This is a genomic window from Paraburkholderia sp. HC6.4b, assembly GCF_014200875.1.
Taxonomy (GTDB): domain Bacteria; phylum Pseudomonadota; class Gammaproteobacteria; order Burkholderiales; family Burkholderiaceae; genus Paraburkholderia; species Paraburkholderia tuberum.
This window is the reverse complement of the sequence record NZ_JACHDC010000001.1, coordinates 195,587-208,847: the sequence shown is the minus strand read 5'-3', so window position 1 is coordinate 208,847 and position 13,261 is coordinate 195,587. Positions and strand designations below refer to the sequence as shown.

The 13,261-nt window shown below is 63.5% G+C and carries 11 protein-coding genes and 5 tRNA genes; 11 read left to right on the top strand and 5 right to left on the bottom strand.

The features are described 5' to 3' along the window. Positions 1–79 precede the first annotated feature (79 nt). Positions 80–745, top strand: a complete 666-nt coding sequence (locus HDG34_RS00915; RefSeq protein ID WP_184056965.1) for a C40 family peptidase — start codon at positions 80–82, stop codon at positions 743–745. A gap of 113 nt (positions 746–858) precedes the next feature. On the opposite strand, the gene HDG34_RS00910 is transcribed toward HDG34_RS00915, so the two are convergent. After that, positions 859–1,806, bottom strand: a complete 948-nt coding sequence (locus HDG34_RS00910) for a patatin-like phospholipase family protein (RefSeq protein WP_090805355.1) — start codon at positions 1,804–1,806, stop codon at positions 859–861. Between the two features lie 488 nt (positions 1,807–2,294). On the opposite strand from HDG34_RS00910, the gene gltX reads away from it, so the two are divergent. The 7 genes from gltX to HDG34_RS00875 all read left to right on the top strand — a co-directional run bounded on the left by gltX (position 2,295) and on the right by HDG34_RS00875 (position 5,842). Continuing rightward, positions 2,295–3,704, top strand: coding sequence for a glutamate--tRNA ligase (gene gltX, locus HDG34_RS00905; protein WP_184056964.1), 1,410 nt, complete (start codon positions 2,295–2,297; stop codon positions 3,702–3,704). A gap of 119 nt (positions 3,705–3,823) precedes the next feature. Further along, positions 3,824–3,899 (top strand) — tRNA-Ala (locus HDG34_RS00900). Positions 3,900–4,086: 187 nt separating this feature from the next. Then, positions 4,087–4,162, top strand: a tRNA-Glu gene (locus tag HDG34_RS00895). A 90-nt stretch (positions 4,163–4,252) separates the two neighbouring features. Beyond that, positions 4,253–4,329, top strand: a tRNA-Asp gene (locus HDG34_RS00890). A gap of 61 nt (positions 4,330–4,390) precedes the next feature. Beyond that, positions 4,391–4,466 (top strand) — tRNA-Glu (locus tag HDG34_RS00885). A gap of 80 nt (positions 4,467–4,546) precedes the next feature. Next, positions 4,547–4,623, top strand: a tRNA-Asp gene (locus HDG34_RS00880). Positions 4,624–5,377: 754 nt separating this feature from the next. Then, positions 5,378–5,842, top strand: a complete 465-nt coding sequence (locus tag HDG34_RS00875; RefSeq protein WP_184056962.1) for a GNAT family N-acetyltransferase — start codon at positions 5,378–5,380, stop codon at positions 5,840–5,842. A gap of 47 nt (positions 5,843–5,889) precedes the next feature. On the opposite strand, the gene HDG34_RS00870 is transcribed toward HDG34_RS00875, so the two are convergent. Then, positions 5,890–6,789: a helix-turn-helix domain-containing protein gene (locus HDG34_RS00870; protein ID WP_184056960.1), complete on the bottom strand. Its 900-nt coding sequence runs from the start codon at positions 6,787–6,789 to the stop codon at positions 5,890–5,892. A gap of 182 nt (positions 6,790–6,971) precedes the next feature. On the opposite strand from HDG34_RS00870, the gene HDG34_RS00865 reads away from it, so the two are divergent. Then, a complete protein-coding gene (locus tag HDG34_RS00865) occupies positions 6,972–7,373 on the top strand; it encodes a gamma-glutamylcyclotransferase (protein ID WP_184056958.1) in 402 nt (133 codons plus the stop codon). 126 nt (positions 7,374–7,499) lie between these two features. Here the strand turns inward: HDG34_RS00865 and aceB are convergent, their stop codons facing one another. Further along, positions 7,500–9,092: a malate synthase A gene (aceB, locus tag HDG34_RS00860; protein ID WP_184056956.1), complete on the bottom strand. Its 1,593-nt coding sequence runs from the start codon at positions 9,090–9,092 to the stop codon at positions 7,500–7,502. Between the two features lie 80 nt (positions 9,093–9,172). Continuing rightward, on the bottom strand, positions 9,173–9,979 hold the full coding sequence (locus HDG34_RS00855; RefSeq protein WP_184056955.1) for a haloacid dehalogenase type II: 807 nt from the start codon (positions 9,977–9,979) through the stop codon (positions 9,173–9,175). A 151-nt stretch (positions 9,980–10,130) separates the two neighbouring features. Between HDG34_RS00855 and HDG34_RS00850 the strand changes: the two genes are divergently transcribed. Next, complete coding sequence (locus HDG34_RS00850; RefSeq protein ID WP_184056953.1) at positions 10,131–11,033, top strand: LysR family transcriptional regulator; 903 nt, start codon at positions 10,131–10,133, stop codon at positions 11,031–11,033. A gap of 127 nt (positions 11,034–11,160) precedes the next feature. Continuing rightward, positions 11,161–11,595, top strand: coding sequence for a universal stress protein (locus tag HDG34_RS00845; RefSeq protein ID WP_184056951.1), 435 nt, complete (start codon positions 11,161–11,163; stop codon positions 11,593–11,595). A gap of 270 nt (positions 11,596–11,865) precedes the next feature. On the opposite strand, the gene aceA is transcribed toward HDG34_RS00845, so the two are convergent. Next, entirely contained in the window at positions 11,866–13,170 is a 1,305-nt protein-coding gene (aceA, locus tag HDG34_RS00840; RefSeq protein ID WP_184057372.1) for an isocitrate lyase, read from the bottom strand. Between the last annotated feature and the right edge of the window lie 91 nt (positions 13,171–13,261).

Genomic DNA, 13,261 nt, shown 5'->3' with positions numbered 1-13,261 from the left:
GACAGGCAAATACTTACTGGCTAGTATCGAGCAAACTTTTTTTCTAGACCCCTGATTTTTTGGCAAAAACTACCGACCAATGCAGCACAGAAACTTCACCCAGGCTTGCACGCGCGTCGTCGCCGGGATGTTCATTGGCGTCTTGATGGCAGCAGCTCCCGGCGCGTTCGCCGACGAAGTAAGCGGTTTTAATCAGAATGCCTCATATCCGCCCACCACCGGCTCGGATCCTCTCTCCCTTCTCACTCCCCAAACCAAGGCCGCAGGCGGCGAAAGCGGCAGCGCCAAATCGTTCCTTTCGGGCATGGCCGGCAAAGCGGGCGACGTGGTGGTCGGCGCGTTGAACATGATCGGCGTTCGCTACCGTTGGGGCGGCAATACGCCTGATTCGGGGCTCGATTGCAGCGGTTTCGTGCGCTACGTGTTCCAGGACACGCTCGGTCTCGCGCTGCCGCGCCGCGCCGAGGAAATGAGTCGCCTAGGCGAGAAGGTGCGGGTAAGCGACCTGAAGCCGGGCGATCTGGTGTTCTTCAATACGATGCGCCGCACGTTCTCGCACGTCGGCATCTATATCGGCGACAACAAGTTCGTGCACTCGCCGTCCACCGGCAGCACGATCCGCGTCGACGACATGGATGACGGCTACTGGGAAAAGCGCTTTACGGGTGCGCGTCGGATCGAGACCTCGTATCAGGCCGACGATCTGCGCAAGCGCGTGACGGCGACGATCGGCGGGAATAACTGATTCGGCGCCAGGCCTGGCGATAAAAAAGCCTGCTTCGTTCGAAGCAGGCTTTTTGCGTTTGATGCGTGCTTTTTTGCCATGGCGACGCACAGCGACCGTGCGTCGCCGGGCTTTCAGGCTCCCATGCGCCGCGCGGCGAGCTTGCGCTGCAACTCCGGCATCATCTTCGCGACCGCTTCCTCGCCGGCGAGGATCGCGGCGTTGCGCTGTGAGAAATCGCTGCCGCTCATCGCCGCGAGATTCGGCCGGATCACCACGTCGGCGTACTTGTCGAGCTCGTAGGCCTTGATCGTCTGGCCCATGATCGTGAAGGTCTGCATCAACACGTCGAACGAGCTTGCCGTGACGCCGTTTTCCGGTCGCTGGGAGATATCGACGGCGATCACGAAATCCGCGCCCATCTTGCGCGCGAACGACGCCGGTACCGGACTCACGAGACCCCCATCCACGTACTCGTGACCGCCGATCTTCACCGGCTCGAAAATCGACGGCACGCTGCATGACGCGCGCACGGCGATGCCGGTGTTGCCACGCTGGAACAGGATCGGCTGGCCGGTTTGCAGATCGGTCGCGACCACGCCGAGCGGCCTCGCCATCTTCTCGATCGGGCGGTTGTTCAGCGTCGTGTTCAGGTAGTTCTGCAGCGCGACGCCCTGCAGGAAGCCGCGCGTACGAAACGGCATCGCCCAGTCGCTGATCGACGCTTCGTCCATCGACAGCGCGAGCTTGTTCAGCGCGAAGCCGTTCATGCCCGACGCGTACAGCGCGCCGACGACGGAGCCGGCGCTCGTGCCGGCAATCAGGTCGATCTGGATATTGCGCGCCTCGAGAGCCTTGATGACGCCGATGTGCGCAAAGCCGCGCGCGGCGCCGCCGCCGAGAGCGAGCGCGACGCGAACCGGCTTCTGTTGCGCTTTTTCAGGCGGCGGGGGAACGGCGGGCGTAGCGGTGATCGGCGCGCCATCGAGTTTGCCGGCGGTCGTGGTGCAGGCGGCAAGCACCGCGGATGCGGCCGCTAGCGAAAAGCTGCGGCGGCTCAAGTTCGGGGATGAGGGTTTCAACGAGTTCTCCAGCAACGGCGCGCGCGACGCGAGCGGCGTCGCGCGTACCGCGATCAGGCTGAGGTCAGACCGGGCGGATCGCCGACGGCGATTGCGCGCGCTTGCAGCGGTGTTCGCTCCGGATCGGATCGATGTGCGGTAAGCCCGCATCGCAGCGCGCGCACATCTTAATGCAAACGATCGGCTCGCGCGGTCCGCTGTAATGAAACGTTGCAGAGGAAGTATTCGGAACTGACGCGGCGCTTTTTCAAGATGAGTTGGGCGAGCGCCGGGAAGGTGCGTACGCAGATGTCCGGACGCCGTTCGCCCATGCGCCATAGGCCGTTCGGACGAGGGCGGCAACCCGCGTGCGGAAGGTATAATTCGGCTCTTGCACTTATTCCCTCGTGGCCGTGCGCGACGTCGCGCGCAGCATGGGCACGCTTCGCTGCCGCGCTTCGCAGTCATGTTCGCCTGAGCGCCGGCGCCTGTTTTCCGAGTAACCGCCAATGACCACCTCCGTTCGTACCCGTTTCGCACCGAGTCCCACCGGCTTCATCCACCTCGGCAACATCCGCTCCGCGCTGTATCCGTGGGCGTTCGCGCGCAAGATGAAAGGGACCTTCGTGCTGCGGGTCGAGGACACCGACCTCGAGCGCTCCACGACCGAATCCGTCGACGCGATTCTCGAAGGCATGGCGTGGCTCGGCCTCGATTTCGACGAAGGCCCGTTCTACCAGATGCAGCGCATGGACCGCTACCGCGAAGTGCTGAAGCAGATGCAGGAGGCGGGGCTCGTCTATCCGTGCTACATGTCGACCGAAGAGCTCGACGCGCTGCGCGAGCGCCAGCGCGAAGCAGGCGAAAAGCCGCGCTACGACGGCACGTGGCGCCCGGAGCCGGGCAAGGTGCTGCCGGAGCCGCCCGTGGGCGTGAAGCCGGTGCTAAGGTTTCGCAATCCGCTGACCGGCGTGGTCGCGTGGGATGACGCGGTGAAAGGCCGCATCGAAATCTCGAACGAAGAACTCGACGACCTCGTGATCGCGCGTCCGGACGGCACGCCGACGTATAACTTCTGCGTCGTCGTCGACGATCTCGACATGCGCATCACTCACGTGATTCGTGGCGACGACCACGTCAACAACACGCCGCGCCAGATCAACATACTGCGCGCGCTCGGTGGCGAGCCGCCGGTGTATGCACACCTGCCGACCGTGCTGAACGAGCAGGGCGAGAAGATGAGCAAGCGCCACGGCGCAATGAGCGTGATGGGTTATCGCGATGCGGGGTATCTGCCGGAAGCGGTCGTCAACTATCTGGCGCGCCTCGGCTGGTCGCATGGTGACGCGGAGATTTTCACGCGCGAGCAGTTCGTCGAGTGGTTCGATCTCGAGCACCTCGGCAAGTCGCCGGCGCAGTACGACCATGACAAGCTGAACTGGCTCAACGCGCACTACATCAAGGAAGCCGACAACGCACGCCTCGCCGAACTGGCGAAACCGTTCTTCGCGGAGCTCGACATCGACGAAGCCACACTCGCCCAAGGTCCGGATCTGACGGGCGTGGTGGGCCTGATGAAGGATCGGGCGTCGACCGTGAAGGAGATCGCGCAGAACGCCGCGATGTTCTATCGCACCCCGGCACCCGACGCTGAGTCGCTTGCACAGCACGTCACCGACGCGGTTCGTCCGGCGCTCGCTGATCTGGCCGCTGCATTGAAGACGGTCGAATGGACCAAGGAGGCGATCGCTGCCGCGCTGAAAGCGACGCTCGGCACGCACAAGCTGAAGATGCCGCAGCTCGCGATGCCGGTGCGTCTGCTGGTGGCGGGTACGACGCATACACCGTCGATCGATAGCGTGCTGATGCTGTTCGGTCGCGACGTCGTCGTTAGCCGCATCGAAAAAGCGCTTGGCTAATCCGTTGGCGGCGTGCGTCAGAGGTTTCGCATGCCGCCGGAAAAATCCGCATGTAATCGCTCAAAGGGTATTTACAAAGCGCAGATCGCCCTCTAAAATCTCGTTTCTCTGATGTGCGCGGGGGTATAGCTCAGCTGGGAGAGCGCTTGCATGGCATGCAAGAGGTCAGCGGTTCGATCCCGCTTACCTCCACCAACAGAGCAAAGAGGTGAAAGTGGTTAAGAAGTCTGATAGTTGTAGAAAAAAGACTTCACAAATCGCTGAAATGTAGTTAAAGTAGCGGTCTTCGCTGTTGACCTGAAAATAGCTTGGCGAATTAACTGAAAAGTTAGCGCGAGTTGATCAAGTCAAAAGCGAATTGAGACGGATCTGAAAAGATTTTGTCCCCTTCGTCTAGAGGCCTAGGACATCACCCTTTCACGGTGAGTACAGGGGTTCGAATCCCCTAGGGGACGCCAAACATCAGCGTCGCTTTAGTATTCGAGTAGTAGTAAAGCAGCGCAGCTTGCAGAGAATTAACCGACGCTCGCAAGCAGGGTGTAAAGACTGGAGTGGTAGTTCAGTCGGTTAGAATACCGGCCTGTCACGCCGGGGGTCGCGGGTTCGAGTCCCGTCCACTCCGCCAGACAAAGCCCGTTCACACATACTTGAACGGGCTTTTTCATTAAAGGTGTAAGCAGTACGTTGTCCCCTTCGTCTAGAGGCCTAGGACATCACCCTTTCACGGTGAGTACAGGGGTTCGAATCCCCTAGGGGACGCCAGAACATCGGCGTCGTTCGGTTGGAAGTTTGAACGGTGCAGCAAGCTGAGAGTATGGCTCGCAGGCTGCGATGCAAAATCTGGAGCGGTAGTTCAGTTGGTTAGAATACCGGCCTGTCACGCCGGGGGTCGCGGGTTCGAGTCCCGTCCGCTCCGCCAGATTTGAGAAAGCCCACTTCGCAAGAAGTGGGCTTTTTTTATTGTGCGCCCAGCATGGGCGCACTCCTGCGAGTGCAAGTCCCGCCATGAGCTGGTCACAGCGAATGAAGTGAAGCGCAACTGCATGACGGCGGCCGAATGTGGGAAGGAAGCGTGGAGCGTAAGTCGCGAGCCGATAAACGAGAACCGCATAGAAGGCGTTGCCAAGCAGGGCGGGCGGGTAATAGACCGCGGAGCTCTCGTGACCAGGGCGAAGCGGCGTAAATGCGGCGGCTGTGCCATGAACGAGTGCGCTCTTACCTACGGCTTCCGGCCCGGACGGCGTGCGCACGACGCGGCGATTTATGAACAGTTGCAGAGGGGACGTACCGGCCCGCTCCGGTATGTCGGGTGACGATCCCCAAACCGGTCGGAGGTCAACCACGACATCCTGATTGACCGTCTACAGAAAACGAATTGGGGAGGCCAGCGTGATCCGGTTGATCCGCCGTTGCTGGCCAACGTGTTGCTCGACGTGGTGGACAAGGAACTGGAACGGCGCGGCCACTGCTTCGTGCGCTGTGCCGACAATGCGAACGTGTATATCCGCAGCCGTCGTGCTGGTGAGCGGGTGATGGCGCCTGCACATAGGACCGTAACCGCTCCGTTTCTACTGCCGTTGCCAGCCGCCTCCCGGAAGGCTCGGGACAAACAGCCATTGCCAGCGCGCGCGGCCTGTTTTACCGTTTATCCGACTCATCCTCGCGGTCCTGCCATGTTCGATCCCACCGAAGCTCCGTCACCGTTTCATCTGCGCACGGCCAGCATGGACGATTTCGAGTTTGCCGAGGCGCTGACCCGCAACAACATGGGCGGCTACTATCGCCGGCATCATCTGGTGTGGCGCAGCGATCTGTTTCTCGGCAGCTGGCGCGAATCGGAGAATTTCATTCTCGAAGTGGATGGCGTGCCGATGGGCGTGCTGCGTATCACCGAAGAGGGTGATTCGCTGCATATCCGCGACGTGCAGATCGCCGAAGGATATCGTCGGCTTGGCGCCGGTACGTTCCTGCTCGACATCTCGCATCAATGGGCGCGCGAGCGCGGGCTGCGCGAGTTGCAGTTGCGCGTGTTTGTCGACAATCCGGCGGCGCGGCTCTATCTGCGCAAGGGCTATAAGCTCACCGGGCCGCGGCTCGCGCAGCTAGGCGCAATCCGTCATCTGGCGCGGCGGGTTTGAGGCGTGCCCCGCATTGATGGCCGACGCGCACCGCTAGTTGTCGCCATTCACCGCTCGGCGACGTCCGTCGAACCGGCTTGATCCTGTGCCGTTTCTTCATCCGTTTGCGCGTCATCATGCTCGCCGTTGCTCGCGCGATGCTCGGCGCCTCGTTCGATAAACGCGCGTGGACTCGCGCCGAACGCACGCCGGAACATCGCGGAGAAGGCGCTCTGGCTCTGATAGCCCAGTTCCTGCGCGACGTGCGACAGCGGCCGTCCCTGGCTCAACAATGGAATGGCGCGCGCGAGAATCGCCTGCTGACGCCACTGCGAAAAACTCACACCCAGCTCCTGGCGGAACAGCCGCGCGATCGTGCGCGTGCTCGCGCCCACCGTCGATGCCCACTGCTCGAGCGACTCGCCATGCATCGGGTCGGCGATCACGGCCTCGCACAGCGCGCGCAGGCGCTTTTCGCTGGGCATCGGCACGGACAGCGGCAACGGCTCGGAGCGCGTCAGTTCATCGAGCGCGAGCGCGCCGAGCAGCTGCTCGCGCGCGGCGGACAGGCCAGGCGTATCGAGCGCGGCAATCACCTCGCGCAACAGGTTCGATACTTCGACGACGCGCGGCGTATCGAGCCCGGCCGGCACCGTACTCTCGGTGATGTACAGCGTGCGCAGGAACGCATCCTCGACGGCGACCACTTCGTGCGTCACATGCGGCGGCAACCAGATTGCGCGCGATGGCGGCACCATCCATGTCGTGCCCGTCGTTGCTACCCGCAGTACGCCGCGCGACGCATACGCGACCTGCGCCCAGGCATGCGTATGACGCGCGATATGCCAGCCCGCCGGCATTGGCCGCGAGCGCACGCGGATCGGATGCATCTCGTTCGGCGCGAACTCGGGCGGTATGTCGGCGAAACGCACGCGGCTCAACAAGTCGGAGTCGGAGGACGAGGTCATGGCAAGGTCGGTTCGGATCACGGAGCTGGCAACGGCGAAGCGCGGTCGAGGCCATTCACCGCCGCGGGCATCAAGCATTGTAGGCCGTGCCCAGTTTCTGTTGCCGACGGGCCGCCGTTGCATAATGTCCCGATGGCCCCCGAGCCACCGACATCACCTCTGACCATGGAGACTCAACGACGATGCAGACCGTCTTTGTCTACGGCACGCTGCGTGCCGGTGAAACCAACGACATCAGCGAAGCCGCCGCGCGCAACGACATCCCCGCACCGAGCCTGCTCGGCAGTACCACCGTGCGCGGCCATCTGTTCGATTTTGGCGACTATCCGGGTCTCGTCGTCGACGAAGCGGGTATCGACGTGCGCGGCGACGTCTATGAAATCGACGATGCGCTCGTCGCGGTGCTCGACGAAATCGAAGCCGTGTATCCGGGCGTCGAGGATCGTTTTCTGACACGTGAGGTGATGGTCAAAGTGGACGGCAACGTCGTGAATTGCCGCTTCTATCCGGTCGCTCCGAGCGCCGTAAAAGGGCTGCCCGAGATCCGTTCAGGAGATTGGGTCGAACATCGGCGCACGCGCTGAGCTGGTCCACGAAGGCGAGCAAAAAAACGGCGCGCCACGTATGTCCGCGGCGTGCCGTCGTTCAAGCCGACGCGATCACCTGGCTCGAGCAGGCCCAAGGCGCTCGAGCCCGCATCATCAACACCATCAAATCTCTTCGTAAAGCGGCAGCGTCAGAAAATCGGTGAACTGCTCCGCGGTCGACATCTGCTCGAAGATCTGCGCGGCACGCTCATACGGCTTCGTATCTTCGCCCACCGTCTGTTTGACCTTGTCGAGCTCCTGCGCCGCGAGCTCGCGCACCAGTTCGACCGTCACCTTGCGACCGTCGTCGAGTTTGCCCTTCGGCGAGCGGATCCACTGCCAGACCTGCGAGCGCGAAATCTCGGCGGTGGCCGCATCTTCCATCAGGTTGTGAATCGGCACACAGCCATTGCCCGCGAGCCACGAACCGAGGTAGTGAATGCCGACGTTGATGTTGTTGCGCAAGCCCGCTTCGGTGATCGGCGTTTCCGGGCGGAAGTCGAGCAGGTCGGTCGCGCTCACGAGCACGTCGACGCGCTGCTTGCCGATCTGGTTCGGCCGATCGCCGAGCACCTTGACGAACTCTTCCATCGCGACCGGCACGAGGCCCGGGTGCGCGACCCAGCCGCCGTCGTAGCCGTCGCCCGCGTCGCGCGCCTTGTCTGAACGCACGCCGGCCATCGCCTTGTCGTTCGCGGCCGCATCGTTCCTGATCGGAATCAGCGCGCTCATGCCGCCGATCGCCGGCGCGTTGCGGCGATGGCAGGTCTTCAGCAGCAGCAACGCGTACGCGCGCATGAACGGCGAGGTCATCGTGATCTGCGAGCGATCGGCGAGGCAGAAGTCGCGGTCGCTCTTGAACTTCTTGATCGCCGAGAAGATGTAGTCCCAGCGGCCCGCGTTCAGGCCCGAGCTATGTTCACGCAGCTCGTACAGGATCTCGTCCATTTCGAACGCGGCGACGATCGTCTCGATCAGCACCGTCGCGCGAATCGTGCCGCGCGGCACGCCGACCGCTTCCTGCGCGGCGACGAAGAGGTCGTTCCACAGCCGCGCTTCGAGATGGCTCTCCATCTTCGGCAGATAGAAGTACGGACCCGAGCCGCGCGCGATCAACTCCTTCGCGTTGTGCACCATGTACAGCGCGAAATCGAAGATGCCACCCGACACGCGCTGGCCGTCGACCTTCACGTGCTTCTCGTCGAGATGCCAGCCGCGCGGACGTACGATCAGCGTCGCGGTCCTGTCGTTGAGCCGGTACGACTTGCCGTTCTGTTCGAGCGAGATCGTGCGGCGCACCGCGTCCTTCAGATTGATATGACCGGTGATCTGATTGTCCCAGCTCGGCGCGTTCGAATCCTCGAAGTCGGTCATGTAGGAGTCGGCGCCCGAATTGAGCGCGTTGATGATCATCTTGCGCTCGACGGGGCCGGTGATCTCGACGCGCCGGCACTGCAGATCCTGCGGCAGCGGCGCGATCTTCCAGTCGCCTTCGCGCACGCTCTTCGTGGCGGCGAGGAAGTCGGGCCGCTCGCCCGCGTCGAGCCGCTTCGCGCGCTCGACGCGCGCCTGCAGCAACTGCTGACGGCGCGGCTCGAAGGTACGGTGCAAGGCCGCGACGAGTTCCAGCGCTTCGCGGGTGAGGATCGCTTCAAAGCCGGGCTTGATGTCGCCGGTGATTTCCATGCCTTGCGGCAACGACAGCGGATTAGCCATGTTTTTTCCTTGGTCGGTCAGATTGCAAAAATGCGAAGGTTGAAAAGGGGGAAGTGGATTGCCGAATGCGAGGGGCGCCGTCATACGCGCGGGCCGGCGCGCTTGCGACTGCCACTGCCAGGAACTTTCGTTCGACGGCCGCCGCTCGAACGTGACGACGTCGCGAGTGTGCGCAGAAAGTCCAGCAGATCGTTCATGCCGCTACCGGTGCCATGCGGCGTCACGCCGAGCTCTTCGACGGGCAGGTTCTGCCGGTTCAGCCAGAACGTCGTGAAGCCGAACCATGTCGCGCCCGCGACGTCCCAGCCGTTCGACGACACGAACACGATCTCGCGCGCGGCCACGCCGAACGCGTCGGGGCCGAGCGCATACGCGGCAGGCGAGGGTTTGTACGCGCGCACGGCGTCGACCGACAGCACGTGATCGAAGAGGGTGTTCATGCCGGCGCTCTTGACCGCGATATCGAGCATTTGCGGATTGCCGTTTGACAGAATCGCGAGCCCCACGCGTGGCGCGGCGGCGGCCTCGCGCAACGCACGCAGCACGGGCACCGCGTCGGGAAATGCGGACAGGCACGCGTATTCGTCCATCAGCCGCTTTTCGGCCGCGCGGCCGAGCGTGAGCTGCAGTCTTTTCGCGGCGAAGCGCAGCGCGTCGAGCGTGATGTCCCAGAACGGGCGGTAATGTTCGCCGGGGGCATCGCTGCGCGCGGCGAGCGTGCGCAATTGCGTGTATTCGATCTGCTTCTGGCGCCACAGCTGCGACAGCGCGTCGCCGTGGCCGGGGAACAGTTGCTCCGCGGCGGCGATCACCGAATGCACGTCGAACAACGTGCCGTAGGCGTCGAAAATCACTGCTCGCGGGGAAGGTGTCGTTGTGGCCGACATTGCCATGCGCTCCTGTCAGAGGTCGGGATCGATTGTATTGCTTACCTTAGGTGCTAAAAAATAGGCTAAAGATCACTTGATCTTTTACTTTTGCGTGCCTAATCTGAGGCGCACTGCTCACTGTTCCGCCTCGCCGCGGCGCGTATCGTTCATGGACCGTTTCAAGCAGATCGAGACCTTCGCCACTGTCGCGGCCAAAGGGAGTCTGTCCGCGGCGGCGCTCGCCGAGGGCGTCGCGCCCGCGATCATCGGCCGGCGCATCGACGCACTGGAGGAGCGCCTCGGCGTCAAGCTGCTCGTGCGCACGACGCGCAAGCTCACGCTGACCTTCGAAGGCTCGGCCTTTCTCGAAGACTGCCAGCGCATTCTTCACGACATGCAGAACGCCGAGGCGAGCGTGTCGGCGGGCGGCGTGAAGGCGAGCGGCCATCTCCGGCTGTCGGCGCCGGCCGGCTTCGGGCGCCGGCACGTGGCGCCACTGGTGCCCGCGTTCACGGTCGCGCATCCGGACGTGTCGATCACGCTCGATCTGTCCGACCGCCTCGTCGACCTCGTCAACGAAGGCTTCGATTGCGCGGTGCGGCTCGGCGAGTTGCCCGATTCGTCGCTGGTGTCGCTGAAGCTCGCGGAGAACCGGCGCGTATGCGTCGCGTCGCCCGCGTATCTGAGCCGGCGCGGCGCGCCGCACAGCCTGGCCGATCTCGCGCGCCACAACTGCCTCGCGCTCGGCGCCAGCGCGAACCAGCAGCGCGGCTGGATGTTTCAGCACGACGGCAAGGTCGCGTCGATCAAGGTGTCCGGCACGATGGAGTGCTCGGACGGCGCGGTGCTGCACGAATGGTGTCTCGCCGGACACGGGCTCGCGTGGCGCTCGTGGTGGGAGGTCGGCGCGGAGATCGCGGCGGGCCGCCTCGTCAGCGTGCTCGACGAATTCGCCGCGCCGCCGATCGGCATCCACGCGGTGTTCCCGCAGCGCCGTCATCTGCCGCTGCGGGTGCGGCTGTTTCTGGACTTTCTCAAGCATACGTACGGCGAACCCGGTTACTGGGACTGATGCGCCAATCTCCAGACAGACGCGAATACCCGCATTCATACGCATTACAATCGTTTCGAGCAGCCTGCACCCTGGGCTTTGTTGGACGCTGACGCCGTGCTGCGGGCAGCCGGCGACGGAGGGGATCATGTTCAGGCACATCCTGGTTCCGACCGATGGTTCAGATCTGTCACGCAAGGCGATAGCGGGCGCGATCGACCTCGCGCAGGCCGTGGGCGCCCGCGTTACCGCATACGCCTGTCTGCCGCAATATCCGTACTCGCCGTTCTCCGATGTCGTGGTCGAACCGCCCGGCGAGTTCCTGCAACGCAGCGAGCGCGAGGCGCGCGTGCATCTGCGCGAAGTCGAGCATGCGGCGCGCCGCGTCGGCGTCAGTGTCGAGAGCCGCACGAGCGTGCATCCGGCGCCGTATCTCGGCATCATCGAAGCGGCGGAGCAGGGGCGCTGCGACGTGATCTTCATGGCATCGCATGGGCGGCGCGGGCTCGGCAGCCTGCTGATCGGCAGTGAAACGCAGCGCGTGCTCACGCATACGAAAATTCCTGTGATCGTCTATCGCTGAATCGCTTGGCACTGCCGGCAGCGTGCCGGCACGCACCGCCTTCGAAAAAAAGCGCGCCGGCGGCGCTGCCGGCGCGTTCAGGTTCGCCGCACGCTTGCCGCGTGCTGGCTTCTTTGAGACTCTCCGGCCGTCGGCGTTCGCGCTGACGCTCCTGCCAATCCAGCACGGCACGGCCCTCCCTGCGTCGGCGGCACTCTGGTGGTGCCGCTCGACGTTTGCCGATCGTTCCTGCGCTCAGGCCACGGGACTGCATAACCCGACTGGCTGATCTCAGGCGACCTTCTTGTCGAAGAACTGCTCGTTTTCCGTCGAACCGTGCAGCGCGGTCGTCGATGCTTCGCGCTCGACCGTCTGCGTGACCGCGTCGAAGTAGCCGGTGCCGACTTCGCGCTGATGCTTGACCGCGGTGAAGCCCTTTTCGGCCGCCGCGAACTCCGCCTGCTGCATTTCGACGAACGCGGTCATCTGGTTGCGCGCATAGCCGTACGCGAGGTTGAACATCGAGTAGTTCAGCGCGTGGAAGCCGGCCAGCGTGATGAACTGGAACTTGTAGCCCATCGCGCCGAGTTCGCGCTGGAACTTCGCGATCGTCGCGTCGTCGAGGTTCTTCTTCCAGTTGAACGACGGCGAGCAGTTGTACGACAGCAGTTGGTCCGGGTACTCCTTGTGGATCGCGTCGGCGAATTTCTTGGCGAACTCGAGGTCCGGCTTGCCGGTTTCGCACCAGATCATGTCTGCGTACGGCGCATAGGCGAGGCCGCGCGAGATTGCCTGCTCGAGACCGGGCTTCGTGCGGTAGAAGCCTTCGACGGTACGCTCGCCGGTCAGGAACGGGCGGTCGTTGTCGTCGATGTCCGAGGTCACGAGGTCGGCGGCTTCCGCGTCGGTGCGGGCGAGCAGCACGGTCGGCACGCCCGACACATCGGCGGCCAGACGCGCGGCTGTCAGCTTCGCGACGGCTTCGCGGGTCGGCACGAGCACCTTGCCACCCATGTGACCGCACTTCTTGACCGATGCGAGCTGGTCTTCGAAGTGCACGCCGGACGCGCCCGCTTCGATCATCGCCTTCATCAGTTCGAACGCGTTCAGCACGCCGCCGAAACCGGCTTCCGCGTCGGCCACGATCGGCGCGAAGTAATCGACGTAGCCTTCATCGCCCGGGTTCTTGCCTTCCGACCACTGGATCTGGTCGGCGCGCGTCAGCGTGTTGTTGATGCGCTTGACGACGAGGGGCACCGAGTTGGCCGGATACAGCGACTGGTCCGGGTACATTTCACCGGCGACGTTGGCATCGCCCGCGACCTGCCAGCCCGACAGATAGATTGCCTTCAGACCAGCCTTCACCTGCTGCATCGCCTGGTTGCCGGTCAGCGCGCCGAGCGAGTTGACGAACGGCTCGTTGTTGACGGCGGCCCACAGCTTTTCCGCGCCGCGCTTCGCGAGCGTGTGCTCAGGTTGCACCGAGCCGCGCAGACGCACCACGTCTTCGGCCGAGTAGGTGCGCTTGACACCTTTCCAACGCGGGTCCGATTCCCATTGCTGCTTGAGTTGCTGCACTTGCTGTTCGCGGGTCATGGTCATGATGTGCTCCTTCGATGCCAGTTATGGAGGATGGGTGACTCTGTCTTCTCGAAGCGTCGGGCCCGGAGAGGCGTTCTGTTTCGTG